At 71.2% G+C, this 23577-nt stretch carries 27 protein-coding genes and 2 tRNA genes; 18 read left to right on the top strand and 11 right to left on the bottom strand.

All coding sequences use genetic code 11. From position 1 onward, the window contains the following. Nucleotides 1-68: 68 nt before the first annotated feature. The 9 genes from ACZ432_RS13880 to ACZ432_RS13840 are packed head-to-tail and all read left to right on the top strand — an operon-like array spanning nt 69 to nt 8910. Nucleotides 69-1190, top strand: coding sequence for a monovalent cation/H+ antiporter subunit E (locus tag ACZ432_RS13880; protein WP_426961847.1), 1122 nt, complete (start codon nt 69-71; stop codon nt 1188-1190). Continuing rightward, nucleotides 1187-1492 (top strand): cation:proton antiporter, encoded by a 306-nt coding sequence (locus ACZ432_RS13875; RefSeq protein ID WP_426961848.1) that lies wholly within the window; start codon nt 1187-1189, stop codon nt 1490-1492. Before ACZ432_RS13880 ends, ACZ432_RS13875 begins: the two co-directional genes overlap by 4 nt. After that, nucleotides 1492-1818, top strand: a complete 327-nt coding sequence (gene mnhG / locus ACZ432_RS13870) for a monovalent cation/H(+) antiporter subunit G (RefSeq protein WP_426961849.1) — start codon at nt 1492-1494, stop codon at nt 1816-1818. Before ACZ432_RS13875 ends, mnhG begins: the two co-directional genes overlap by 1 nt. Continuing rightward, nucleotides 1815-2390 carry a DUF4040 domain-containing protein gene (locus ACZ432_RS13865; protein WP_426961850.1) on the top strand — a complete coding sequence of 192 codons (576 nt, stop codon included), beginning with the start codon at nt 1815-1817 and terminating at the stop codon, nt 2388-2390. The genes mnhG and ACZ432_RS13865 overlap by 4 nt, the downstream gene beginning before the upstream one ends. Continuing rightward, complete coding sequence (locus tag ACZ432_RS13860; RefSeq protein WP_426961851.1) at nt 2387-2998, top strand: MnhB domain-containing protein; 612 nt, start codon at nt 2387-2389, stop codon at nt 2996-2998. Before ACZ432_RS13865 ends, ACZ432_RS13860 begins: the two co-directional genes overlap by 4 nt. Next, nucleotides 2995-3519, top strand: a complete 525-nt coding sequence (locus ACZ432_RS13855) for a cation:proton antiporter subunit C (protein ID WP_426961852.1) — start codon at nt 2995-2997, stop codon at nt 3517-3519. Before ACZ432_RS13860 ends, ACZ432_RS13855 begins: the two co-directional genes overlap by 4 nt. After that, nucleotides 3516-5129, top strand: a complete 1614-nt coding sequence (locus ACZ432_RS13850) for a proton-conducting transporter transmembrane domain-containing protein (protein WP_426961853.1) — start codon at nt 3516-3518, stop codon at nt 5127-5129. The genes ACZ432_RS13855 and ACZ432_RS13850 overlap by 4 nt, the downstream gene beginning before the upstream one ends. Further along, a complete protein-coding gene (locus ACZ432_RS13845; RefSeq protein WP_426961854.1) occupies nt 5126-7138 on the top strand; it encodes a cation:proton antiporter in 2013 nt (670 codons plus the stop codon). Before ACZ432_RS13850 ends, ACZ432_RS13845 begins: the two co-directional genes overlap by 4 nt. Next, nucleotides 7138-8910, top strand: coding sequence for a Na(+)/H(+) antiporter subunit D (locus ACZ432_RS13840; RefSeq protein ID WP_426961855.1), 1773 nt, complete (start codon nt 7138-7140; stop codon nt 8908-8910). The genes ACZ432_RS13845 and ACZ432_RS13840 overlap by 1 nt, the downstream gene beginning before the upstream one ends. A 33-nt stretch (nt 8911-8943) precedes the next feature. On the opposite strand, the gene ACZ432_RS13835 is transcribed toward ACZ432_RS13840, so the two are convergent. After that, nucleotides 8944-9666, bottom strand: a complete 723-nt coding sequence (locus ACZ432_RS13835; protein WP_426961856.1) for a protein sorting system archaetidylserine synthase — start codon at nt 9664-9666, stop codon at nt 8944-8946. Between the two features lie 169 nt (nt 9667-9835). Between ACZ432_RS13835 and ACZ432_RS13830 the strand changes: the two genes are divergently transcribed. From ACZ432_RS13830 to ACZ432_RS13815, 4 genes are all read left to right on the top strand, one after another. Then, nucleotides 9836-11203: an MFS transporter gene (locus tag ACZ432_RS13830; RefSeq protein ID WP_426961857.1), complete on the top strand. Its 1368-nt coding sequence runs from the start codon at nt 9836-9838 to the stop codon at nt 11201-11203. Between the two features lie 102 nt (nt 11204-11305). Continuing rightward, nucleotides 11306-11734 carry a cupredoxin domain-containing protein gene (locus tag ACZ432_RS13825; RefSeq protein ID WP_426961858.1) on the top strand — a complete coding sequence of 143 codons (429 nt, stop codon included), beginning with the start codon at nt 11306-11308 and terminating at the stop codon, nt 11732-11734. Nucleotides 11735-11797: 63 nt separating this feature from the next. After that, on the top strand, nt 11798-12637 hold the full coding sequence (locus tag ACZ432_RS13820; RefSeq protein WP_426962103.1) for a sulfite exporter TauE/SafE family protein: 840 nt from the start codon (nt 11798-11800) through the stop codon (nt 12635-12637). A gap of 34 nt (nt 12638-12671) precedes the next feature. Continuing rightward, nucleotides 12672-15212, top strand: a complete 2541-nt coding sequence (locus ACZ432_RS13815) for a heavy metal translocating P-type ATPase (RefSeq protein WP_426961859.1) — start codon at nt 12672-12674, stop codon at nt 15210-15212. Between the two features lie 38 nt (nt 15213-15250). On the opposite strand, the gene ACZ432_RS13810 is transcribed toward ACZ432_RS13815, so the two are convergent. Further along, a complete protein-coding gene (locus ACZ432_RS13810; protein WP_426961860.1) occupies nt 15251-15868 on the bottom strand; it encodes a class I SAM-dependent methyltransferase in 618 nt (205 codons plus the stop codon). A 150-nt stretch (nt 15869-16018) separates the two neighbouring features. On the opposite strand from ACZ432_RS13810, the gene ACZ432_RS13805 reads away from it, so the two are divergent. After that, complete coding sequence (locus ACZ432_RS13805) at nt 16019-16489, top strand: GNAT family N-acetyltransferase (RefSeq protein ID WP_426961861.1); 471 nt, start codon at nt 16019-16021, stop codon at nt 16487-16489. A gap of 34 nt (nt 16490-16523) precedes the next feature. On the opposite strand, the gene ACZ432_RS13800 is transcribed toward ACZ432_RS13805, so the two are convergent. Continuing rightward, nucleotides 16524-16940: a VOC family protein gene (locus ACZ432_RS13800; RefSeq protein ID WP_426961862.1), complete on the bottom strand. Its 417-nt coding sequence runs from the start codon at nt 16938-16940 to the stop codon at nt 16524-16526. Between the two features lie 184 nt (nt 16941-17124). On the opposite strand from ACZ432_RS13800, the gene ACZ432_RS13795 reads away from it, so the two are divergent. After that, nucleotides 17125-17943: an aldo/keto reductase gene (locus tag ACZ432_RS13795; protein WP_426961863.1), complete on the top strand. Its 819-nt coding sequence runs from the start codon at nt 17125-17127 to the stop codon at nt 17941-17943. Between the two features lie 46 nt (nt 17944-17989). On the opposite strand, the gene ACZ432_RS13790 is transcribed toward ACZ432_RS13795, so the two are convergent. Together ACZ432_RS13790 and ACZ432_RS13785 are read right to left on the bottom strand one after the other, a co-directional pair. Then, on the bottom strand, nt 17990-18589 hold the full coding sequence (locus tag ACZ432_RS13790; protein WP_426961864.1) for a hypothetical protein: 600 nt from the start codon (nt 18587-18589) through the stop codon (nt 17990-17992). 48 nt (nt 18590-18637) lie between these two features. Continuing rightward, a tRNA-Leu gene (locus ACZ432_RS13785) sits at nt 18638-18722 on the bottom strand. 122 nt (nt 18723-18844) lie between these two features. Between ACZ432_RS13785 and ACZ432_RS13780 the strand changes: the two genes are divergently transcribed. Next, nucleotides 18845-19153 carry a transcription initiation factor IIB family protein gene (locus tag ACZ432_RS13780; RefSeq protein WP_426961865.1) on the top strand — a complete coding sequence of 103 codons (309 nt, stop codon included), beginning with the start codon at nt 18845-18847 and terminating at the stop codon, nt 19151-19153. 25 nt (nt 19154-19178) lie between these two features. On the opposite strand, the gene ACZ432_RS13775 is transcribed toward ACZ432_RS13780, so the two are convergent. The 4 genes from ACZ432_RS13775 to ACZ432_RS13760 all read right to left on the bottom strand — a co-directional run bounded on the left by ACZ432_RS13775 (nt 19179) and on the right by ACZ432_RS13760 (nt 21973). After that, nucleotides 19179-19598, bottom strand: coding sequence for a hypothetical protein (locus ACZ432_RS13775; RefSeq protein WP_426961866.1), 420 nt, complete (start codon nt 19596-19598; stop codon nt 19179-19181). Then, entirely contained in the window at nt 19595-20089 is a 495-nt protein-coding gene (locus ACZ432_RS13770; RefSeq protein ID WP_426961867.1) for a phosphopantetheine adenylyltransferase, read from the bottom strand. Before ACZ432_RS13770 ends, ACZ432_RS13775 begins: the two co-directional genes overlap by 4 nt. 74 nt (nt 20090-20163) lie before the next feature. Continuing rightward, nucleotides 20164-20799, bottom strand: a complete 636-nt coding sequence (locus tag ACZ432_RS13765) for a helix-turn-helix domain-containing protein (protein WP_426961868.1) — start codon at nt 20797-20799, stop codon at nt 20164-20166. A 61-nt stretch (nt 20800-20860) separates the two neighbouring features. Continuing rightward, a complete protein-coding gene (locus tag ACZ432_RS13760) occupies nt 20861-21973 on the bottom strand; it encodes a glutamate--cysteine ligase (protein WP_426961869.1) in 1113 nt (370 codons plus the stop codon). 199 nt (nt 21974-22172) lie between these two features. On the opposite strand from ACZ432_RS13760, the gene ACZ432_RS13755 reads away from it, so the two are divergent. Further along, nucleotides 22173-22448 (top strand): ribbon-helix-helix domain-containing protein, encoded by a 276-nt coding sequence (locus ACZ432_RS13755; protein ID WP_426961870.1) that lies wholly within the window; start codon nt 22173-22175, stop codon nt 22446-22448. Further along, the gene (locus ACZ432_RS13750) at nt 22445-22729 is read left to right on the top strand and encodes a type II toxin-antitoxin system RelE family toxin (protein ID WP_426961871.1); all 285 of its coding nucleotides are present in this window, start codon (nt 22445-22447) and stop codon (nt 22727-22729) included. The genes ACZ432_RS13755 and ACZ432_RS13750 overlap by 4 nt, the downstream gene beginning before the upstream one ends. A gap of 51 nt (nt 22730-22780) precedes the next feature. On the opposite strand, the gene ACZ432_RS13745 is transcribed toward ACZ432_RS13750, so the two are convergent. Together ACZ432_RS13745 and ACZ432_RS13740 are read right to left on the bottom strand one after the other, a co-directional pair. Next, nucleotides 22781-22851 (bottom strand) — tRNA-Gly (locus ACZ432_RS13745). A 34-nt stretch (nt 22852-22885) separates the two neighbouring features. After that, the gene (locus ACZ432_RS13740; protein WP_426961872.1) at nt 22886-23566 is read right to left on the bottom strand and encodes a class I SAM-dependent methyltransferase; all 681 of its coding nucleotides are present in this window, start codon (nt 23564-23566) and stop codon (nt 22886-22888) included. Between the last annotated feature and the right edge of the window lie 11 nt (nt 23567-23577).

The following is a 23577-nucleotide window of genomic DNA, read 5'->3' as shown; positions in this document are numbered from 1 at the left end:
ACGGCTTCGGTGAGAACCACGAATGTCGACCCGAACAGTCTCACGCAGCGACGGCGGGGGTGACCCCGGTGGGTGACGGCATCGTCGTCCCGGTCGAGGAGACGGCGACGCTGCGGGCCACCGTGGGCTACGCCGCCGCGGAGGCGGCCGAGGCGGACGCCGACGCGCTCCACTTCGTCTACCTCGCCGCCTGGCGCGACGACGACCCCCACGTCGAACAGCTGCGGCAGGACGCGACGGACCTGCTCGAACAGGTCGCGGTCTGGGCGGAGTACGACCTCGAGGACGCCGACGCGCTCGACGTGCGCGTCGAGACCGCGACGCTGGGGACCGACGCCTACCTGTTCGGCCCTGGCCAGTACGCGGCGCGCCTCCACGACTACGCGGACGCGAACGGGCTCGGGACGGTGCTTCTGGACCCCGAGTACACGCCGGTCGGCAACACGGCGCTCCTCCAGCCCATGGAGTTCGAGCTCTCCTCGACCGGCCTGGTGGTCCGCGAGGCGCCCGTCGACCGCCCCTCCCGGCGCGAGCGGCTCGTCTCCGAGTTGACCGGGCTGCGGTTCGGGGCCGTCTTCGTCGTCTCCCTGCTGTTTTATCTCGTGTTGGGCGATCCGACCTATCCCTTCGACGTCGTGACCGGCGTCGCGAGCGCCGCCGTCGTCGCGATCACGCTCTCGCAGGTGACGCTGGACCACGACCCGACCGCGGAGACGCCGAAGCGGCTCGTCCGCGGTGCGGTGTACGTCCCGGTGTTGCTGTGGGAGATCCTCAAATCGAACGTGGTGGTCGCGCGCGTCATCCTCTCGCCGTCGCTGCCCATCGAGCCGACGACGACCCGGATGCGCGTGCTGGTCGGTTCGGGGCTCCCGCTCACGACGCTGGCGAACTCCATCACCCTGACGCCGGGGACGCTCACCGTCCGCGCCAGCGACGAGGACCTGATCGTCCACACCCTGATCCCGTGGGCCCGAGAGGGCCTCTTCGAGGGGAGCCTGGAGCGCTGGACGCGGCTGATCTTCTACGGTCGCGAGGCGGCCAGACTGCCGACGCCGGAGGAGCGCGGCGACTGCGACGTGCTGCAGGGGCCGGACGCGACCGCCGACCTCCCGTTCGCCGAGACCGACGGCGGGAAGCGGGTCGAGGACTCGGCCGCGGCGGAGCGCAAAAGCGAGGTGACCGACGAATGACCGTCGCCGACACCGTCGTCGCCGGCGGGCTCACGGTCGGGGACTTCCTGTTGTACGCCGCGGCCGGATTCGTCGTGCTCGCGCTCGGGATGACCTACCGGGCGGTCAAGGGGCCGACGATGCAGGACCGCGTGCTCGCGGTGAACGTCCTCGGCACCAACACGGTCGTCATCCTCGCGCTGCTCGGCGCGGGGCTGGGCGAACCGACGTTCCTCGACATCGCCATCGTCTACGCGCTGTTGAACTTCCTGATGGCCATCGCCATCTCGAAGTTCACCGTCGAGCGCGGGGGGGTGCTCTGATGGACCCGCTCGTCGCGCTGCGGGTCGGGGCCATCGTGGTCTGCGTCCTGCTCGGCCTCTTTTTCACGTTCGTCTCCATGACGGGCGTGATCCGGCTGCCCGACGTGTACGCGCGGGCCCACACCGCCTCGCAGGCGGACACGCTCGGCGCGGGGTTCACGCTCGCCGCCGTCGCGCTGACGGTCGGCTGGGCGGGGTCGGGCTTCAAGTCCGTCCTCCTGCTGTTCTTCATCTTCGTGACGAACCCGACCGCGGCGCACGCCATCGCGCGGGCCGCCTTCGAGGACGGAAACGTGCCGTGGACCGAGGGGGACGAGCGCCGATGAGCGCGCTGCTTTCGGCCGCGCCGGTCCCGCTCGCGGTCTCGCCGGTCGAGGTCTCGCTTTTCGCCTTCGTGATCCTCACCGCCGTCGTGACCGCGCTGGCCCGGGACGTGCTCTCGTCGATCATCGTCTTCGGGGCGTACAGCCTCGGGATGGCGGCGCTGTACACGTTCTACCGCGCGCCGGACGTGGCGATGACCGAGGCGGCCATCTCCGCGGGCGTCACGACCGTCCTGCTCCTGCTGACCATCGCCAAGACGAGCCGGATCGACCACGAGGAGGCGTTCGAGTCGGTCCACTGGCCCGCGGTCGGGGCGGTCGGCCTGCTGGGCGCCGCGATGGCGAGCACCCTCGCGGAGTTCCCAGCGGTCGGCGACACGGACTCGCCGGTCTGGTCGAACCCGGACGTGACCCAGTACTACCTCGCGAACGCCTACGCCGAGACCGGCGTGGAGAACGCCGTGATGTCGGTGCTGGCCTCCTACCGCGGGTTCGACACCTTCGGCGAGGCGGTCGTCGTGTTCGCGGCGGGCATCGTCACGATGTTGGTCCTCCGACGGGAGGTGTTCGCGTGAGCCGAGACGACCCGGCCGCGGACGACGACGCGGCCGCGGAAAACGATTCGAACGCGGCGGACGAACCGGACAGAGCCGAGCGTTCGACCGGATACCGCGGCTTCGGCACCGAGTACTCGGGCCACGAGGAGCGCCCGCACCTCTCCGCAGTCGAGCGGCAGGGGACCCCCTACACCGAGAGCCAGGTGATCATGACCACGGTGAAGGCGGTCGCCCCGTTCGTGTTCACTTACGGGCTGTTCATCACGTTCCACGGCGGCGGCTCGCCCGGCGGCGGCTTCCAGGGCGGCGCCATCGTGGCCGCGGTCGTGCTGATGATCGCCTTCGCCTTCGGTATCGACTCCACCCGGGAGTGGCTCTCGAACTCGGTCCTCGTCGGCCTCGCGGTCGGCGGCGTGCTCGTGTTCGCGGGCATCGGGCTTGTCGGTCTCGCGGGCGGCGGCACGTTCCTCGACTACTCGTTCCTCCCCATCCCCGAGCCGATGAAGTACGGGATGGAGGGGGTCGAGATCCTCGGCATCGCGCCCATCGTCGCCAGCGTGCTGATCGGGCTGTTCTTCCTGCTGGCGGCGGGGTTCGACGGCGACGAGACGGAGGTATCCGAATGAGTACCCACCCACTACTGATCGACGTTCTCGCGACGCGGACCGCGTACGCGGCGTTCGTCGCGCTGCTGTGTACCGGGATCTACATGATGATCGCCAACGAACACCTCGTGAAGAAGATCATCGGCCTGAACCTGTTCCAGACCGCGATCTTCCTGTTCTACATCGCCTCGGCGTACGTCGACGGCGGCGCGATCCCGATCCTGTCGTCCGGCGAGGCGGCCGAGGGGCTGTACGTCAGCCCGCTCCCGCACGTCATCGTGCTGACCGCCATCGTCGTCGGCGTCAGCCTGACCGCGGTCGCGCTGGCGCTGTGTATCCGGATCTACGACGAGTACGGCACGCTCAACGTGAACGCCCTCCGCGACGTGATGCGCGAGGAGGGGACGCTCCCCACCGGCGAGACGGAGCGGCTGCGCGGCGCAGACGCGGCCGCGGATACGGACGACCAGGCGTCGACCCCGTCAACGGGGACCAGCGGCACGGACGCCGCCGGGGGATCCGAGGGAGGTGAGACCGCGTGAGCGACGTCCTCCTCCCGCTGCTGGTCGCGGTGCCGATAATCGCGGCCACGCTCCCGCTGCTGGTCGGACTGGTCCGCGAGGACGCGGGCTGGCCGATCGCGGCGGTCACGACGCTCTCGGTGCTGGGGATGGCGCTGGCGGTCGCCCGCGAGGTGTTCGCCGGCGACCGGCTCGTCCACGCGCTCGGCGGCTGGCAGCGCCCGTACGGCATCGAACTGGTCGCGGACGAGCTGTCGGCGGCGGTCGCGGTGCTCGTCGCGCTCGTCGCGGTTCTGACGCTCGTCTTCGCGCGCGTGGCCGGCCCGCGCGGCAACCCCTTCTACGCCGGCTACCTGCTTTTGACCGGCGGGCTGCTCGGGCTCTCGCTCACCGGCGACCTGTTCAACATGTTCGTCTTCCTCGAGATCGTCGGGCTGACGACCTACGGACTGATCGCCGCCGACCGCTCGGCCGCGAGCGCGTACGCCTCGCTGAAGTACCTCTTCCTGGGGACGGTCGGCGCCTCGCTGTACCTGATCGGCGTCGGCTACGTCTTCCTGGCGACGGGGTCGCTCAACATGATCGACCTGCAGGGGGCCATCGCCTCGGTGGGCTACGCGGACCCCCTGGTCCGCGCGGGCTACGCCTTCATCGTCGCGGGGCTGGCGCTGAAGATCGCGCTGTTCCCGGTCCACTCGTGGCAGCCGGACGCCTACCAGCGCGCGCCGGACGCGGTGACGGCGCTGGTCGCGGCGCTCGTCTCCACGACCGCGGCGTACGCGCTGATCCGGATCACCTACACCGTGTTCACGGTGGAGTTCCTCGCCGCCAACGAGGCGATCACGACCGGGCTGTTGCTGGTCGCGTCGGTCTCCATCGTCGCCGGGTCGGCGCTGGCGGCGATGCAGTCGGACCTCAAGCGCATGCTCGCGTACTCCTCCGTGGCCCAGTTCGGCATCGTCGTCGCCGCGGTCGCGCTGGCCAACGAGACGGCGCTTCTGGGCGCCATCGTCCACCTGCTCGGGCACGGCCTGATGAAGTTCGGGCTGTTCCTCGCCGCTGGACTGCTGGGGCTGGGCTACGGCGCCCGGACCGTGAGCGACCTCGCGAGCCTCGCGGAGCGCGCGCCGTTCACGGCCGGCGCGTACGCCGTGCTCGGGCTCTCGCTCGTCGGCATCCCGCCGTCGGTCGGCTTCCTCGGCAAGTGGTACGTCGCGCTCGGCGCGGTCGAGGGTGCCGGCGGGCCGGGCGCAGTCGCCGGACCCACCGACGCCGCGGGCTACGTCGTCGTCGGGGCCATCTTCCTGAGCACGCTGTTCACGCTGGCGTACGTCGCGCGCCTGCTCGAGGCGCTCTACTTCGCGGGGGCCGGCGACGCGGGCGAACCGGAGCCCCGGCCGGCTGACCGGGCCGATCGCCCGGAGACCGCATCGACCGCGGCGGACGGCGGCCGCGAGCGCCCGCTCGCTCCGCTCTCCGACGCGCCGCGCGCGCCCGGCGTTCCCGACCGGGTGCCGCCGGCGAGCCTGCTGGTGCTCGTCGCCGTGACGCTCGGGGTCGTCGCGCTCGGCTTCGCCGGGTTCGCGGCCGCCGAGGCGTTCGAGCCGTTCCTCGGGAGGGTGTTCGCATGAGCGAAATAGTCGATCTCAGACCGCTTCTGGCCGTGCTGGTGTCGTTCGTCGCGTCGGGGTTCATCGTCGCGTCGTACCGCCGTCCGAACCTCCGCGAGGGGTGGACGGTGCTCGCTGCGGTCGCGAAGTTCGCGGCCGTCGCCTCCATGCTGCCGGGCGTGCTGGCGGGGACGACCTACGTCTCCCACCTCGGCGACTTCCTGCCGTACGTGACGTTCACGCTGCGCGCCGACGCGCTCGGGATGCTGTTCGCGTTCCTCGCGTCGGGGCTGTGGATCGTTACGTCCTTCTACAGCATCGGCTACATGCGCGGCAACGACGAGACGAACCAGACGCGGTACTTCGCCGCGTTCGCGGTGTCGTTATCGGCGACGATGGGCATCGCCTTCGCCGGCAACCTCGTCACCATCTTCGTCTTCTACGAGCTGCTGTCGATCGCGACGTACCCGCTGGTCGCGCACGACGAGACGCCCGAGGCGCGCTCGGCCGGGCGGAAGTACCTCGCGTACACGATGTTCGGCGGCGGCGTGCTGGTGCTCGCGGGTACCGTCGTGGTCTACTGGCTCACCGGCCTCGTCGGCGAGCCGACCGTCTCCTTCAGCGAGGGCGGGATCGAGGCGCTCGCGACCGCCGCGAGCACCGACCCGCTCATGGCGAAGATCGCGTTCGTGCTGCTGGCGGTCGGGTTCGGCGTGAAGGCCGGCCTGATGCCGCTCCACCAGTGGCTCCCCGAGGCGATGGTGGCGCCGACCCCCGTCTCCGGGCTGCTCCACGCGGTCGCGGTCGTCAAGTCCGGCGCCTTCGGCGTCTCGCGGCTGGTGCTGGACGTGTTCGGTCCCGAACTGGTCTTCGACCTCGGGGTGGGGCTGTGGCTCTCGGCGGCGGCCGCGTTCACGCTGACGGCCGCGAGCCTCATCGCGCTCCGGAAGGACCACCTCAAACAGCGGCTCGCCTACTCGACGGTGAGCCAGCTCAGCTACATCCTGCTGGGGCTCGGGCTGTTCGGCTGGCACGGGCTCGTCGGCGGGCTGCTCCACATCCCCGCCCACGCGTTCATGAAGCTCACCCTGTTCTTCTGTGCGGGCTGTCTCCACGTCGAGACGCACACGGACTACATCTCGGAGATGGCCGGCATCGGCAAGCGCATGCCGCTGACGATGACCGCGTTCACGGTCGCGGCCGCGGGGATGGCCGGCATCCCGCTCCTGGCCGGCTTCGTGAGCAAGTACTACATGCTGATCGGCGGGGTGCAGATGGGGGCGACGCTGACGCCCGTCGCCTACTGGTTCGTCGGCGCGCTGCTGCTCTCGGGCGTGCTCAACATCGCGTACTTCTGGCCGGTCGTCTACACCGCCTTCTTCGAGGCGGAGGACGACCACGACGCGAAGCCGCTGGTCGACTTCCCGTTCGGCGGCGAGCGGAAATCCTCGCTCCCGGTGACGGACGGCGGCCGCGAGCCGGAGGAGAGCGATGAGGGAGAAGAGACAGAAACGGCCGCGGCCGACGACGCGCCCGACATCCCCGACGCGGACGCCGACGACGCGGACCTCCCGGACGACCTGAACGTCGACGAGGACGGCGTCGTCCGCCCGGACTTCGACACGAGCGAACGGGACTTCTCGGAGCCCGCCGAGCGCGTCGACACCGGGAACTACGCGGTCGATCAGAAGCCCTCCGACACGGACGTGCCGTTCGGAGTGGGTGTCGAGGCCGCGGACGAAGCGAGCGGTGAGAAAACCGGTGACGAGACGCGCGAAGTCCACGACGCGGACGCGTCGCACGACGACCACGGCCACGACGACCACGGCCACCACGGCGGCCCGCCGGCCGGCGGCTGGGACCGGATCCGGGGCCTCGACGCGGTCCTCGGCCGCGAGTCGACGTGGTTCATGCTCGCGCCGATCCTGACCGCGATGACGCTCGCGGTGCTGCTCGGGGTGATCCCGACGCGGATGGGCTTCCTCGAGCTGATCGAGCTCATCGTCGAGACTCGGGGGGTGATGCCCTGATGTTCGAGGCGGTTCCGCCGTTCGCGGTGCTGGCGGTCGCGGCCGCGCTGGTGGTGCTGCTGCCGCGCGGCGTCGGGCACCTGCTGGGCGCGTCGGCGACGGCGTTCGTGTTCGCGCAGGCGCTGCTGATCGGCGACGGCGCCCACCTCGCGACGACGTTCCTCGGCTTCGACGCCGTCTTCCTCCACGTCGACGACTTCTCCCGGCTGATGGGCGTCGTCGTCGGCTTCCTCGCGACCGCGGCGGTCGCGTACGCCTACGGCAGCGACGCGCCGCGGTGGACGACCGGGCTCGCGTTAGCGTACGTCGGCTCCACCGTGGGGACGATCTACGCCGGCGACTGGCTCACCCTGATCTTCTGGTGGGAGCTGATGGCCGTCACCTCGACGCTGCTGGTCTGGCACTACGGCGGCGAGGCGGTCCGGGCCGGCTACCGTTACGCGCTGGTCCACGGCATCGGCGGGACGCTGCTGCTCGGCGCGGTCGCCGTCCACGGCGCGTCGATGCTCGGCACCGTACCGCTCGACGCCATCTTCCTGTTCTCGGAGACGGACGGGATCCACCCGGCCGCGACGACGCTGGCCGCGCTCGGCATCGGGATCAACTGCGGGTTCGTCTTCCTGCACACGTGGCTGCCGGACACCTACCCGCGACCGCACGTCGCGGCGTCGGTGTTCCTCTCGGTGTTCACGACCAAGACCGCGGTGTACGTGATGTACCGCGCGTTCCCCGAGGGCGGGATGTGGCTGGCGTACCTCGGCGGGATCATGGCCGTCTACGGCGCGTTCTTCGCGCTGCTCCAGTACGACCCCCGCCGGCTGCTCTCGTACCACATTCAGGCCCAGGTCGGCTACATGCTCGCGGGCATCGGGCTGGCGACGTACGTCGGCGAGTTCGCGGTCACGGGCGGCTTCGCCCACCTGTTCAACAACGTGCTCTACAAGAGCCTGCTGTTCATGGCGGTCGGCGCGGTCGTCTACCGCACCGGCCTGCAGGACATCAGGGAGATGGGCGGGCTCTGGAGGGAGATGCCGCTGACGTTCCTGTTGTACGTCGCCGGCGCGGCCTCCATTACGGCCGTCCCCGGCTTCAACGGCTTCATCTCGAAGGGGATGGTGATCGACTCCGCCCACGAGGTCCACAACGTCGAGCTGCTGTTCGGCGAGGGGCTGCTCTGGTGGCTGCTCATCCTCGGCGGCGTCGGGACGTTCATGTCGTTCATCAAGCTCGGCTACTACGTCTTCTTCCACGGCGAGGCGACGAGCAGTCCGCGGGACGCGACCGCGTTCCAGACCGTGGGGATGGCGCTTGCGGCCGGCGCCTGCCTCTTCTTCGGCGTCTTCTACTACCAGCTGATCGAGCTGATGCCGTTCACGGAGCTGATCTTGAGCGAGGACGTCTACTTCAAGCCGTACAGCGCGAGCCACCTGACCGAGTCGGCGTGGCTGCTGACGGCCGGCTTCGTTGGCTTCTTCGCGCTGAAGGGACCGCTGGGCACGCTCTCGCACTACATGCGCGACGTGGACGCGGTGCTGTTCCCGGCGGCGTTCTACGCCGGCCGCGGCGCGGTCTGGGGCGTCACCGAGGTGTGGGCGGTCGTCGACCGGGTCACGATGGGGGTCGCCGGCGCGGTGATGTGGGCCGCGACCCACCCGCGAACCGCCGCCCGCCGCGTCGGCGTCGACGCGGAGATCAGGACGGGGATCGGCCGCGGCGTGATGATCCTCACGCTCGCGGCCGCCGCGGCGCTGGTCGTGCTGCTGTACGGCTGATCCCCGTCGGCCCGCGCCCGGATCCGCGGCGGCTCACTTCCGCTGCGGGCTTTCGCCGATGGACGCGTAGCCGAGCGCGTCCTGCCAGTAGAACCGCGGGCCGAGAACGAGGTACGCCGACGCCAGGAACAACAGCGCGAACGCGAATATCCGTCCCAGGTGCCCCGTCAGCACCACCGCGAGCGCCTGGACGACGCCCATCACGAGCGCGTCCTGCGCGTGGAGGTCGGGGTAGGTGATCGTCGAGACCATCAGCGCGGCGAAGAGCCCGGCGGCGGGCACCAGGACGACCGGCGCCGTGTAGCCAGCGAGCACCGCGGCCGCGAGGATGCTGGCCGCGAGTGTCGTCGGCACGCCCTCCGTCTCGTCCTCCTCGGCGTCGTAGGCGGTGTAAAGCCCCAGCCGCGTCACCGCCATCGCCACGTACAGCGCCGGGACGGCGACGCCGAGCGCCAGCCGGACCGGCTCGTCCGCGAGCGTCCACGCCTCGGTCGCGGCGACCGCGACGAGCATCGCCGGCGCGACGCCGAAGGAGGCGACGTCCGCCAGCGAGTCGAGGTACGGGCCCGCGGGCGTCGACCCGCGGCGGCGGGCGACGACGCCGTCCAGCCCGTCCGCGATGGCGCCGAACAGCACCAGTCTGGCGGCGAGGCCGAGGTCGACGCTGGCGGCGACGACGGCGACGAACCCGACCGCGGCGTTCGTCACCGTGACCGCGTCCGCCAGCCCGAGTCGCCCAACGAACCGCGGTTGCATATCCCCTGGGTGACCGAGCGCGGGTTTACGTCTTTATACTCCCGCCCCGCCGACGCGGCGCCGGGGATGAACGGCCGCCGGCCGCACGGACCGAGGAGGACGCGGGCGTCGCCTCGGGGGGTTTTTATCGGCCGCATGCGACGGAGGGAGTGAGCCGCGAGACGCCACGATGGATCAGGACAACGCGCCGGACGACGCCGCCGAGGCGGGGGCGATGGACGCCTTTCGCCGGTTCTTCGCCCTGGAGCGCGACGTGCTGGTGCTGTCGCTGGCGATGTTCGCCTTCAGCCTCGGCTTCCAGATGACCAGCCGGTTCCTCCCGGAGTACCTGGTCGCGCTCGGCGCATCCGGGTTCGTCGTCGGGCTGTTCGGGACGGTCGGTAACGTCATCTCCGCCGTCTACCCGTACCCGGGCGGGGCGATCTCGGACCGCATCGGATCGCGGTACGCGCTGACGGCGTTCGGGCTGGTCTCGACGCTCGGCTTCGCCGTCTGGCTGGTCGCCCCGAGCGTCGGGGCGGTCACGGTCGCTGGCGTGACCGTCGAGCCGTGGGTCTGGGTCTTCGTGGGGCTGCTCCTCGCGCAGGCGTGGAAGTCGTTCGGCCTCGGCGCGACGTTCGCGGTCGTCAAGCAGGCGACGGCCCCCTCCCGGCTGGCGGCCGGCTTCGCCAGCACCGAGACGTTCCGCCGGACGGCGTTCCTGATCGGACCCGTGCTCGCGGCGGTCCTTATCGGTCTCCACCCGGCGTTCACCGTGAGCTTCCGGTACGTGCTCGCCGTGGGCGTCCTCTTCGGGGCCGCGGGGACGCTGGCCCAACACCTCCTGTACGACGCGAGTGAGGACTCGCTCGGCGGCGGGTCGTTCGAGGGCGTCGCGCGGATCCGCGCGGACCTCCGCGACATGCCGGCCCCGCTCCGGCCGCTGCTGATCGGCGACACGCTCGTCCGCTTCGCGAACGGGATGGTGTACGTCTTCTTCGTGCTCGTCGTGACGCAGGTGTTCGCGGTCGGGGTGGAGACGACCGTCGCCGTCGGCGGCCTCTCGTACGCCGTCGACCTCTCGCCGCAGGCGTTCTTCGGCTACCTGCTGGGCGTCGAGATGCTGGTCGCGCTGCTGACGATGGCGCCCGCGGCGAAACTGGCCGAGCGCGTCGGGCTCAAGCCGGTCGTCGCGCTCGGGTTCCTCGTGTACGGCGCGTTCCCCGTGGTGCTGATCTACGGCCCCGAACTCCTCTCGCCGGCGCTGTCGGTCCAGTGGGCGCTGGTCCTCGTCTTCGCCTTCTCTGGGCTCCGGTTCGCCGGGCTGCCGTCACATAAGGCGCTCATCGTCGGCCCCGCCGAGCGGGGCGCCGGCGGCCGCGTCACCGGGACCTACTACCTGCTCCGGAACCTCGTCGTGATCCCGAGCGCGGCGATCGGCGGCGCCCTCTGGGAGTTCGTCACCCCCGAGGCCGCGTTCACCCTCGCGGCGGTCGTCGGCGTCGTCGGAACGGGCTACTTCCTCGTCTACGGCGAGGAGTTCGAGGCGTACGCATAGGTGTCCCTCGGGAGCGGACCCTCGCCCGACGCTCGCGACCGCGTTCTCGCCGCGTGGGACCGATCCGGGTTACATAAGCGCCGCCGGGCCTCACGTGGGGGTATGGACCGCAGACGCTTCCTCGCGGCCGCCGGCGCGGTCGGCGCCGCCGCGACCGGTGCGCTGTCGGGGTGTCTCGGGGCGCGGGGCGGCTCCGCGGCCGACTACGACGTGGGGATGACCGCCACGGCGTTCGCGCCCGAGGAGGTGACCGTCGCGGTCGGAGAGACGGTCGTCTGGCACAACAACAGCTCCCGGACCCACACCGTGACCGCCTACGAGGGCGCGCTCCCGGAGGGCGCCGCGTTCTTCGCCACCGGCGGCTTCGAGGACGAGGAGACTGCCCGCGAGGCGTGGTGGAGCGACCGCGGCGGCGCGCTGGAGAACGGCGACGAGTTCAGCCACACCTTCGAGGTGGCGGGCACCTACGACTACGTCTGTATCCCCCACGAGCAGGGCGGGATGCTCGGCACCGTCGTCGTCGAGGAGTGAGGCGACGGAACCCATAACCGCGATGGACCACAACCACGAACGACGACACCCACCCGTGCGATGATCGAACGATCCGCGCTCCTCGGCTCCGACGTGCTGCTGTTCGTAGCCGTGGGGCTGCTCGCCGGGGCACACTGTCTGGGGATGTGCGGCCCGCTCGTGACGATGTACGCCGAGCGGATGGACGGGACGGCGACCGACGGCGGGAGCGCGGCGACGGGCGCCCCCGGTTCGGGGACGACCGCGACCGACGCCCGCGGAGGACACCTCACGCTCTACGAGGTGCGACAGCACGCGCTGTTCAACGTCGGGCGGGCGACCAGCTACGCGCTGATCGGCGGCCTGATGGGCGCGCTCGGCGGCGCGGTGTTCCTGAGCGCGGACGAGCTGACCGCGGCCGCGGCGCCGATTCGGGGGACGGTCGGCGTCCTCGTCGGCGCCGCCGTGATCCTCGTCGGGGTCAACTACGCGCTCGGCCGGAGCGCCGCGGGACTCCACGTTCCGGGGCTCTCGCTCGACCGCCTGTTCGGGGTGCTGACGACCCGGATCGACCGGCTGGCCGGCGGCCCGGGGATCGTCGCGCTCGGCGGCCTCCACGGCCTGTTGCCGTGCCCGATCCTCTACCCCGCGTACCTCTACGCGTTCGCGGCCGGGTCGGCGACGACGGGGTTCGTCCTGCTGGGGGCGCTCGGGCTCGGAACGATCCCCACCGTCTTCGCGTACGGCACGCTGATCGACTCCGTCTCGGCGGCGCGGCGACGGCGGGTCCACCGCGTCCTCGGCGTCGCGTTCCTGCTGCTCGGCTACATCCCGCTTTCACACGGCCTGATGGAGTTCGGGATCCACCTGCCGCACTTCCCGGTGCCGTTCTACAGCCCGTTCGAGACGGGGATGGCGCACTGAGACCCGACCGAGAGCCCGCATCGAGAGAGACACCATGAACGACACCACCTGCACGCTGTGTGACCTCCCCGCGGACGAGGAGACGTTCCGCGACGACGCCGGCAATCCCTTCTGCTGTGAGGGCTGTCTCCAGGTCCACGACGCGCTCGGCGAGACCGACGCGGTCGACGCGGCCGATGTCCGCGAGCGCGCGGCGGATCGCGGCGCCGGAGAGTCCGGCGCGAACGACCCAGAGACGGCCGACACGGACGCCCCCGCCGACCACGAGGCGACCTTCCTCGAGGTGGACGGGATGCACTGTGCGACCTGCGAGGCGTTCATCGAGTCGGTCGCCACCTCGACTGAGGGCGTCTCCGCCGCGAGCGCGAGCTACGTCACCGAGACGGTGCGGATCGATCACGACCCGGACGCGGTCTCGGGAGACGACCTGCAGGACGCCGTCTCGGGACTGGGCTACTCCGCGTATCCCCGCGACGACGCGTTCGCGCGCCGGCAGGCGGACAACATGGCGACCGCCCGCCTCGCCGCGGGCGTCATGGTCGGGATGGCGGTCATGCTCCAGTACATCGTCATCATCTACCCGACCTACTTCGCGTTCCCCTTCTACGACCAGCGGACGCTCGACTACCTGGAGTCCGCGATGGGCGCCTCCGGCGGCAACTACTTCTTCATCGTCGTCGGGGTGCTGACGACCATCGTCCTGCTGTTCACCGGGAAGCCGATCCTCAGAGGGGCGTACGTCAGCCTCAGGACGCGGTCGCCGAACATGGACCTCCTGGTGGCGCTCGCAGCCTCCAGCGCGTACGTCTACAGCGTGCTGGCGCTCATCGTCGCCGACAACCCGCACGTCTACTTCGACGTGACCGTCGCGATCATCGTCATCGTCACCGTCGGGAACAACTACGAGGCGTCGGTCAAGCGCCGCGCGACCGAACTCCTCTCGGACCTGACCGCGGTACAGGTCGACGAGGCGCGCCGGGTGACGAGCGAGGTGAACGGGGACGGAACGGGAACGGCGGCGTTCGAGGAAGTGGCGGTCGACGACCTCGCCGCGGGCGACCGCGTGCTCGTCCGCGAGGGGGAACGGATCCCGGTCGACGGCGCGGTCCTCGAGGGCGAGGCGCCGGTCGACGAGGCGGTCGTCACCGGCGAGTCGGTCCCGGTCGCGAAGGCGCCGGGCGACCGCGTCGTCGGCGGTTCGGTCGTCGCCGACGGTGCCATCACCGTCGAAGTGGGCGCCGAGGCCACGAGCAGTCTCGACCGCATCGCCGAGTTGGTGTGGGACCTCCAGAGCTCAAACCACGGCGTGCAGGGGCTCGCCGACCGGCTCGCGACCGTCTTCGTCCCGCTGGTGCTCGCGCTGGCGGTGTTGGCGGCGGCGGGCTACCTCGCGCTCGGCGCCGCGGTCCCCGACGCGATGCTCGTCGGGCTCACCGTCCTCATCGTCTCCTGTCCGTGCGCGCTCGGGCTCGCGACCCCGCTGGCGGTCGCGTCCGGGTTACGCGACGCGCTCCGGCGGAGCATCGTCGTCTTCGACGAGACGGTGTTCGAGCGGCTCCGGGACGCCGACACCGTCGTGTTCGACAAGACCGGGACGCTCACGACCGGGGACTTCCGGGTCGTCGAGACCGACTGCGGCGACGACCTGCTCGCGGCGGCCGCGGCGCTGGAGCGGCGGTCCTCGCACCCGGTCGCGGCCGCCATCGCCGACGCCGACCCGGCCGCTGCTGAGTCGGAGGCGGCGGTCGCCGCGGACGGCGGCGCGGTCGCGTCCGGATCGAAGCCCTCCGAGGCCGGAGCGGCGGACGCCTCGGGCGCCGAAAGGGACGGTCCGTCGGTCGAGGAGTTCCGAACCCACGCGAAGGGCGTCTCCGGCGTCGTCGACGGCCGCGAGGTCGTCGTCGGGCATCCGGACCTGTTCGCGGCCCGTGGCTGGACAGTCCCGGACGCGGTCGCGCGGGCGGTCGCGGAGGCGCGCGAGACGGGCCGCGTCCCGGTCGCCGTGGGGCGCGACGGAACCGCGGAGGGCGTGGTCGTGGTCGGCGACGAACTCCGGGAGGGCTGGGAGGACGTGCTCTCGGGGCTCGCTGAGCGCGGCGTCGAGGTCGTGGTCCTGACGGGCGACGACGAGCGCGCGGCGGCCGCCTTCTCCGACCACCCCGCCATCTCGCAGGTGTTCGCGGGCGTCCCGCCGGAGGGGAAAGCCGAGACGGTCGGTCGGCTCGCCGCGACCGGCACCACGGTGATGGTCGGTGACGGGACGAACGACGCACCGGCGCTGGCGCGCGCGGACCTGGGGGTCGCGCTCGGATCGGGCACGGCGATGGCCGCCGACGCCGCGGACGTGGCCATCGTCGACGACGACCTCGGCTCCGTGGAGACCGTCTTCGACCTGGCCGCGGCCGCCGGCGCGCGCGTCAAGCAGAACGTCGGCTGGGCCTTCTGTTACAACGCGGTCGCCATCCCGCTGGCGCTGTCGGGCGCGCTGAACCCCCTGTTCGCGGCGGCCGCGATGGGCGCGAGCAGCCTGCTCGTCGTCACGAACTCCTCGCGCGACCTGCTGGACGAGGAGTGAGGATCCGCTGACGGCGGGATACGAACTGCCTGCGCGTGCTACGGCACGCGGAACGCCCGGTGCGTGTCGCGCTCGCTCGGCTCCGCGACGAGTTGGACCGCGCCGAGTTCCGAGAAGACCGCCTTCCAGTCGCGGTGGTACAGCGGGAACTCGCCCTCGACGTAGCTCACGTCCTCCTCGCCGCGGCCGCGCGTCGCGCCGTTCCCCTCGTTCTCGACGGTACAGAGCAGGTCGTCGGCGACGCGGACGACCTCCTCGAACACCCACGTGTCCTCGGGGTGGACGTGCTGGAGCGTCTCCACGGAGTAGACCGCGTCGAAGCGCCCGTCCGCGAACTCCGGCAGGAGGTCCTCGATGGCGCCCGCGTGGAAGGTCCCGGTCTCGCGGAGGTCCGGGTAGTGCTCGGCCATCACGTCGAACGCGTCGGGGTTGATGTCGATCCCGGTCAGGTTCTCGAAGCCCGCCCGTCGGAGGTGTTCGAGGTGACGGCCGGAGCTACAGCCCACCTCGAGGATCGCGGCGTCCTCGTCGGCGTAGAAGTCGAGGATCGAGCGGAGCCACTCGCTGGTCTCGGTCGCGCCCTCGTCGGCGTAGTAGGCGGGCGAGTAGTCGCCCGTGCGCTCGGCCCAGTCGCGGCGCACGTCGTTTGGGTCCACGCCAGCGCGTACGCCCCGCGGGCGATAAATGCCCTCCGGCCGCGTTCCGCGCTCGTCCCCCGCGGCGTGCCGCTCCGCACCACTCGCTCGTGTGCGCCCGTTGCACCGGGCGAAAGGTATTCGTCGCTGTCTCGCCTCCACACGCACACAATGCGAGTCCGACCGGCGCGTCCCGGCGACGCCGAGACGCTACGGACGGCGGTTTCCCGCGGCGGCGAGACTACCGTGTTCGACGACACCGGCGCACCGATCCTCGACGTCTCCGCGGCCGGCGTGCGCGAGGCCGCGGCCGCGGCCGACTGCTGCTTTCTGGTCGAGGAGGGGGGCCGGCCCGTGGGGCTGGCGCTGGCCCATCCCGACCACGAGGGCGCGGAGGCCGAACTCCTCTCGCTGTGGGTCCATCCGGAGTTCCTGGGCGAGGGCATCGCGGCGCGCCTCCTCGAACGCGTCGCTCGATCGCTCCGCGAGCAGGGCATCGAGCGGCTCCGCACGACCGCGGCGGCGGACGCGGCCAGCGCCCGCGAGTTCTTCGCCGCGAAGGGGTTCTCCCACCGCGAGACCAGCGACGACCGCGACGGCCACGAGGTCGTGATGATCGCGGCGCTCGAGGACCTTCTCTGAGTCCGCCGGCCGCTCGTTCGGTGGCGGCTCCCGATCAGGCGTCCAACAACTCCACGAGGTTCCCCTCCGGGTCGCGGAGGAAGCAGATCCTGGTCCCCGACTCCGTCGTCCGCGGCTCGCTCAGCGTCTCCACGTCGTCGCTCAGCCCCTCGTACACCGCGTCCACGTCAGGAACGGAGAGCCCGAGGTGCGTCGCGCCCGGTCGGTTCAGCGCCGGGGTTTCGACCGCGTGGCCGGCGGGGTCGTAGGCGACCAACTCGAGTCGGACGCCCCCGGCGTCGAGGTGCGCGAACGCCGCGCTCGCGCCCGGGACGTCGACGGCGTCCGCGAACGCCTCGCCGCCGACCGAAAACTCCGCGGCGACGTCGAGGCCGAGTTCGTCGCGGTAGAACGCGACCGCGCGGTCGAGGTCCGAGACGGTGACGCCGACGTGGTGCCCGTTTGCGTCCATGTCGGACCGCGGGCGGCGCTGAGGAAAGGCGCGTCGGTCCGGGACGGGTGGATCCCCGAGAAGCGCACCGTTCGCGGGTGGCGCCCCACGCACACGACCGATCTTCAGGAAAGGCATTTATCACGACCGGGAGATCGTGACCCATGAGCCGCGTTGGGACGGGTCGAGAAGGGGTGTCACCCCGATGACGGCCAGCGAGGGCGGTAACGGGGTTCCCGCGCTCGGCATCGGCACCTACGACCTCTCGGCGGCGGAGTGTCGCGCCGCGGTGCGACACGCCCTGGAGGTCGGCTACCGCCACGTCGACACCGCGGAGATGTACGGGAACGAGGCCGCGGTCGGCGACGCCATCGCGGCCGCGGACGTGGCGCGCGAGGACGTCTTCGTCGCGACGAAGGTCCACTCGCGAAACCTCTCGTACGGGGACGTGATCGAGTCCGCCCGCCGGAGCCGGGAGCGGCTCGGCGTCGAGACGATCGACCTGCTGTACGTCCACTGGCCGATCAACAGCTACGACCCCGAGGAGACGCTGCCCGCCTTCGACGACCTCGTCGACCGGGGACTGATCGACCGCGTCGGCCTCTCGAACTTCACGCCGGCGCTCCTCCGGGAGGCGGTCGAGGTACTGGACACCCCGCTTTTCGCCCATCAGGTCGAGTGCCACCCGCTGCGTCCACAGCGCGACCTCCGGCGGCTCGCGCGGGAGGAGGGGCACACGCTGGTCGCCTACTCGCCGCTCGCGAAGGGCGCAGTGACGGAGGTTCCGGCGGTCGCCGACACCGCGGCGGAACACGGTGTCACGCCGGCGCAGGCGGCGCTCGCGTGGCTGCTCTCGAAGGAGTCGACCGCCGCGATTCCTCGGTCGACTTCCCCGACACATCGGCGCGAGAACTACGCGACCCGAGGGGTGTCGCTCGACGCCGACGCGATCGCGCGGATCGACGACGTCGACCGACGCGAGCGCGTCGTCGACTTTCCGGACGCCCCGTGGAACCGGGAGTGATCCGTCCGAGCGCCGCCGAGGCGGGGCCGCGAGACCCCCGGCCGGGCTACGCCTCGATCCGAAGCGTGAACCCCCACTCGAACGCGGCCGCGCCCTCCCCGCCGGCGACCGATTCCTCGTCGTCACCGACGGACCCCTGCGTCCGCACCTCGTGGTCGCCCGTCGGCAGACACGCGTCCTCGGGGAGGTCGGGATGGCCGTACACGTACGACTCGCCGCGGACCGTCTCGCCGGGGTCGAGCGCCACGGTCCCGTAGTACTCGGGGACCGCGACCGCCTCGGTGAGTCGCCAACAGCCCGGTTCGACGGGGCCGGTCCACGCCTCGTCGCCCGCGGGATGCAGGTAGAGCGTCCGCTCCGCGCTGGCGACGTGGTGGAACTGGACCGCCCGCTCCTCGCCCATCACGACCGGTTCGTCCGACCGGTTGGTGACCGTGACGCGGAGTCGAGCGGGCTGTTCCTCGGTTGGTCGCGAGGCGACCGTCTCGACGGCGTACTCGACCGGCGCGTCGGGCTGCTCCGCCCGCGCGGCGACCGACACGGTCACGTCGGACGACCCGTTACCGGCTCCGGGCGGCCGGACACAGCCGCCCAGGAGGAGGGGCACGGAGGATCCACAGCAGCCGAGGAAGCGACGGCGATTCATGCTGATCAGTGAGTACGGCTAGCGATAAATACTGTCGGCCGGGTCGCATGCGCGGGACCGGATTCGAACCGGCGGACCTCTACAGGACAGCGTCCTAAGCGCTGCGCCGTTGGCCTGGCTTGGCTACCCGCGCGCGTCCCGGGGTACACGAAAGCCGCCAAAGAACCTGTCGAACCGCCGGCGGGGCGGGGGGTCGACGCGGAACGGAGCGCCGGCCGCGCGGCGCTTTTGTACCTCGGGCCCGTCACCACGAGCGTGTACCGAGCGAGCGACCGGGTGGAGAACGACGAGTGGGTCGAGCGGCTGGAAGCGGCCGCGGACGAGCTCGACCTCGACGAGGAGACGCGCTCGACCGCGGTTGACCTCTTTCTGACGCACGTGCCGGAGGCGGAGCGGTCGAAGCCGGCGACGGCGGCGGCGAGCCTCTACGCCGCGGCGCTGATCGGCGGCGAGGAACGGTCGCAGTCGGCGGTTGCGGAGGCGATGGACGTGACGCGGCTCTCGGTCCAGGGGGGCTGGAAGCCGATCCTCGAGAGCGCCGGGTTCCGGCCGCCGACGTGGTGAGGCGGCCGGCGTCCGGAGCCGACGCCTACCCGGCCTGCTCCAGTATCGCCGCCGAGCGCCCGGCGACGTACGCCGCGAGACCGAGCGCGGCCGCCCCCGCGAGCGCGGCGCCGAGCGCCTCGACGTACGGCACCGACAGGAGCGCGGGGTCGAGCGTACGGAGGAAGTAGCCCGCGAGGGGACCGAACGGGAGGACGACGGCGGGCAGGAGCCCTCGGCCGCGGGCGGCGAGCGCGACCGCGCCGAGCGTCGGCAGCAGGGCGGTGACGAGGCCGAGAGGCGCGAGGAGGTCCGGACGAGTATCGGCGACGACCGGCGTCAGGTACAGCGAGATCAGGAACCCGACCGCGCTCCACGCGACCGCGCGCTCGGCCACGCCGGCGCCGAGGAGGGTGCCGCGGAGGCCCGCGGCGTCGGCGTCCGAGCGGGAGTCGGCCGCGGTCATTCCGGGCGCGTCGCCTCCCGCCCCTCGCGGTCGGGAGTCACGTCGCCGTGTTCGTCGATCTCGCCTTTCACGATCCGCGTCGACGAGATGCGGTCGCCGTCCTCCGCGACGACGTGATCGACCACGACCAGTTCGAGAGGGTCCCGTCCGGCCTCGCGGCGGATCTCGTTGATCCGCGCGCCGCCCTCCGCCGTCTCCGGGGAGACGATCAGGGCGTCGAAGCCCGGCTCCGTGGCGATCCCCGTCGGCTCGGTGAGCTCGCGGATCTCGAAGTCGCGGCCGTACTCCTCGGCGAACCGCGCGAGTTCCGCCTCCAGGTCGCGTTTGCGCTCCGCGAACGGACGGACGTACCGTTCGACGTGGCGCGTCTTCGGCGCCAGCTCGTCGGAGGTGAGCCCCACGGTGACGTCACCGAGTTCGAAGGCGCGCTCGAACAGGTTCCGGTGGCCGTCGTGGATGGGGTCGAACGTCCCACCCAACGCGACGTTCATACCCGCCAGTGACGGCCGCGGCCCTTAAAACGTCGCGAACCTGGGCGACCGATCGGCGTCGCCGGATCGGCCGGTCAAGCGTCGTCGGAGTCGGTCGGTTCGTCGTCGTCCGATACATCGACCGCGGGCTCGCCCGCGTCGGCGTCGGGACCGGCGTTCGCAGCGTCGTCGGTCGACGTGTCGTCGGCCGTCGCGTCGTCGTCTTCCCCCGTCGCCCCGCTGACGGAGATCTGGACGGGCTCCTCGTCGCCCTCCCCGGACTGGTCGCCGAGGCGGCGGTCGAGGTTGAAGACGGTGTTCAGCTCCGACTGCACCTGCCCGACGACGCCGCGCACGAGATCGCTCGGCGGAATGGCGACGTACTCGTAGGGGTTGTTGCCGGCGCCGCTCGACTCGCGTTTGCCGCGGTCGACGGTGCCCTCCTCGTGGAGCTCCGCGAGCGCCTCGCGGACCGTGCTCGGGTAGAGGCCGGTGCCGTCGGCGACCTCCTCGCTGGTGCTGTTCGGGTTCTCGCGCAGGTAGACGTAGATGCGCGCACGGGTCTCCGTGTCGAGCAGCCACGACAGCAGGTCGACGACGCCGTCGTCGAACTCCTGGACCGCCTTGTCCGCGCCCTCGCCGAGCCGTTCCCGCGTCTTCCGGAGCTCCTCGCGCGTCCGGTCCGTCGGCGAGGAGTCGTCGTCCTCCGGTGTGTCGTCGTCTGTGGCCATGTCTCACGTTCGGCTCTCCGCGCGGAAAAGCGTTTCTCGTCGGCTGCGAGGCGACGAAAAGTCAGGGATCCAGACGGAGGTCCTCGTACAGCGCCTCGGGCCCCTGTTCCTCGAGCAGGCGACGCTGGCGCTCCGCGCCGCTCTCCCGGTCGTACACGTCGCGGATGCCGTCGACGCCGAGCCGGTCGCACTCGCGGTCGACGGCCTCGCCGAGCGAGACGGTTCCCTCGCCGTCGCGGGCGATGAAGGCGGCGTCGTGGCCGTGTCTGGTGGCGCGCCACTTGTTCTCGTCGAGGAGCTCGCGCCGGAGGTCGGTGCCGGCGGTCGCGGGACCGGCCCCGGCGCGGTCGGGGTCGGCCGCGTCCGCGTAGCGCTCGGCGAGGTCGACGACGAGCGCGTGGACGTACTCCGCGAACGCGACGGTGACCGCCGGGTCGCGCTGACTGTCGGGCGCGCGCACCTCAACGCTCCCGTGTTGGGTGTGGGGCCGCACGTCGAACCACAGCTCGCCGCGGTCCTCGATGGAGCCGTACTCTACCATCCGGCGCTCGTAGCGCTGGAACGCCTCGAAGTCCGAAAAGGCCGAGGGCATCCCCGTGTTCGGGAGGTTCTCGAACACCTTCGCGCGGGCCGAAGCGAGCCCCGTGTCGAAGCCGTTCCAGAACGGGGAGTTCGCCGACAGCGCCAGCAGGACGGGCATGTGCCACCGGAGTTCGTTGGCGACCCACACCGCCTTGTCGGCGTCGTCCACGCCGACGTGGACGTGCAGGCCCGCGGTCGTGTTCCGGTGTTGCGGGTACTGGATCCGGTCGAGCTGGGACTTGTAGCGCGGCTTCGTCGCGTGGTCGAGTTCGCGCCACTTCGCGGCGGGGTGGAGCCCCGCGGCCGCGATGCCGTAGCCCTGCTCGGCGGCGTGCTCGACCAGCGCCTCGCGGACGGTCGCCAGCTCCGCGGCCGCGTTCTCGGGCCCCTGGAGGAGGGGCGTCTGCACCTCGACGGTGCACTTGAACAGCTCGTGGTCGAGCCCCTCCGGGATCGCCGCGGGCGGCTCCGAACCGTAGACGAGGTCGTCCGTGCCCGAGGTGGGTTCGCCGTCGGCGTCGACGATGAAGAACTCCTCCTCGATGCCGAGCGTCCCCATCCGGTCGAAGGCGTCCCGCGAGCCGAGGTCCATCAGGGAGGTGTTCACCGCGGGCGGGTATATATCGTTTGAAGCCGGCCGTCTCTGAGCGCCGCGGTCGTGCGTTTTCCGCGCCCGACCGGTCGCGGATGAATGGTGTCGAGAGAAGGAACTCGGGCTCGCCGGAATATCGGTTCGCGGAGGCATTCGGACTGTCGTAACCGTTATTGATACACAAATTCAACACAGACGCATGTCCGAAGCCAGTTCACCGCCCGAGAAGACGACGGTCAACATCCGGATAACGGAGACGTTTCTGGCGGACGTCGACGCCACGTGGCAGGATCTCGGGTACAACAGCCGTAGCGAGTTCGTGCGCGACGTGCTCCGTGACGCGGTGAAACACCCCGAGTTCGACCGCGCCGACCTCAAGGCGATCGCCGCGAGCGAGGTCGACATTCAGGAGGGACGGACCCACTCCAGCGAGGAGATCAGAGCCGAGTACGGGGCGGACGATGGCGATCGATGAGTGAGAGGTGGGACTGGAAGTTTACGGACCGGTCGAAGCGACAACTCGACAAGCTCGATGATTACGCACGGGACCGTATCCTCTCGAAGCTCGACGAGGTCGTCACCGATCAGTGGCGGGACCCGACGGATCACCTCGAACCGCTGGCGGGGACGCCACACCAGAAGCTCAGGGTCGGACAGTTCCGCCTCGGCTGTCGCGTCGACCGTGAGGAACGAGTTCTCTACATCGTCGCGATCAGAAAGCGCGGTGGAGACGCGTATCGCGGAGACGACGACTGAAGAGACGACCGAAGAGGTCCCGTTGGATCCCCGGTCTGCGTCTGACAAAGATGCGCCGGCCGGGATTTGAACCCGGGCCATGAGCTTGGAAGGCTCAGGTCCTACCACTAGACCACCGGCGCGCGTTTTGGAGAAACCCCCCACGGAATAAGGGTTTTACTCTTCGCCGTTCCCGGCCGCGTCGGCCCCGTCCCCGGCCGGGGTCACGACCGCGTAGCAGTTCCCGCTGGAGAGCTCCAGCGACGCCAACTCGAGGCCGCTCGCGGCCACGTCGGCCTCGAACTCCGCGGGCGCGTAGATGTGGTAGAACCGGGGCACCGTCTCGCCGCCGGGGAGCGTCCAGTCGACAGTCGTGTCGAACCCCGTCTCCGCGTCGGCACCGGCGGGCGCCGCCTCCGCGAACCGGTCGTGCGCGGTCGACCACGCGCTGACGAGCGCCGCGCCCTCGGGCTCGAGCACGCGGGCGAGTTCGTCGAGGCTTCGGACCCGCGCCTCGCGCGAGGGGAGGTGGTGAAGCGTCGCCACGTACGTCGCCAGCCCGAAGCTCCGGTCGGCGAAGGGGAGCGCCGCGGCGTCGCCGTGGACGAACGCGGCGTCGAACCCCCGCTCCGTCGCGCGGGCGACCGCCTCGCGGAGGAGCTCGCGGCTCACGTCGACCCCGACCGCGGCGTCGGCCCGGGCCGCCAGCAGCTCCGTGTGCCGGCCGTTCCCGCACCCCACGTCGAGCGCGCGGTCCGCGCGGCGCCCGTCGAGGAACGACTCCACCTCCGGCCACGCGTACTCGCGCGTCTTCGCGAAGTGGGCCGCGATGCGGTCGTACGTCGCCTGCACGTCCATGTTCCGATGGT

It is taken from the genome of Haloparvum alkalitolerans, from assembly GCF_055381565.1.
Note: the sequence above shows the minus strand (reverse complement) of the source record. Positions and strands in the feature narration are given on the sequence as shown.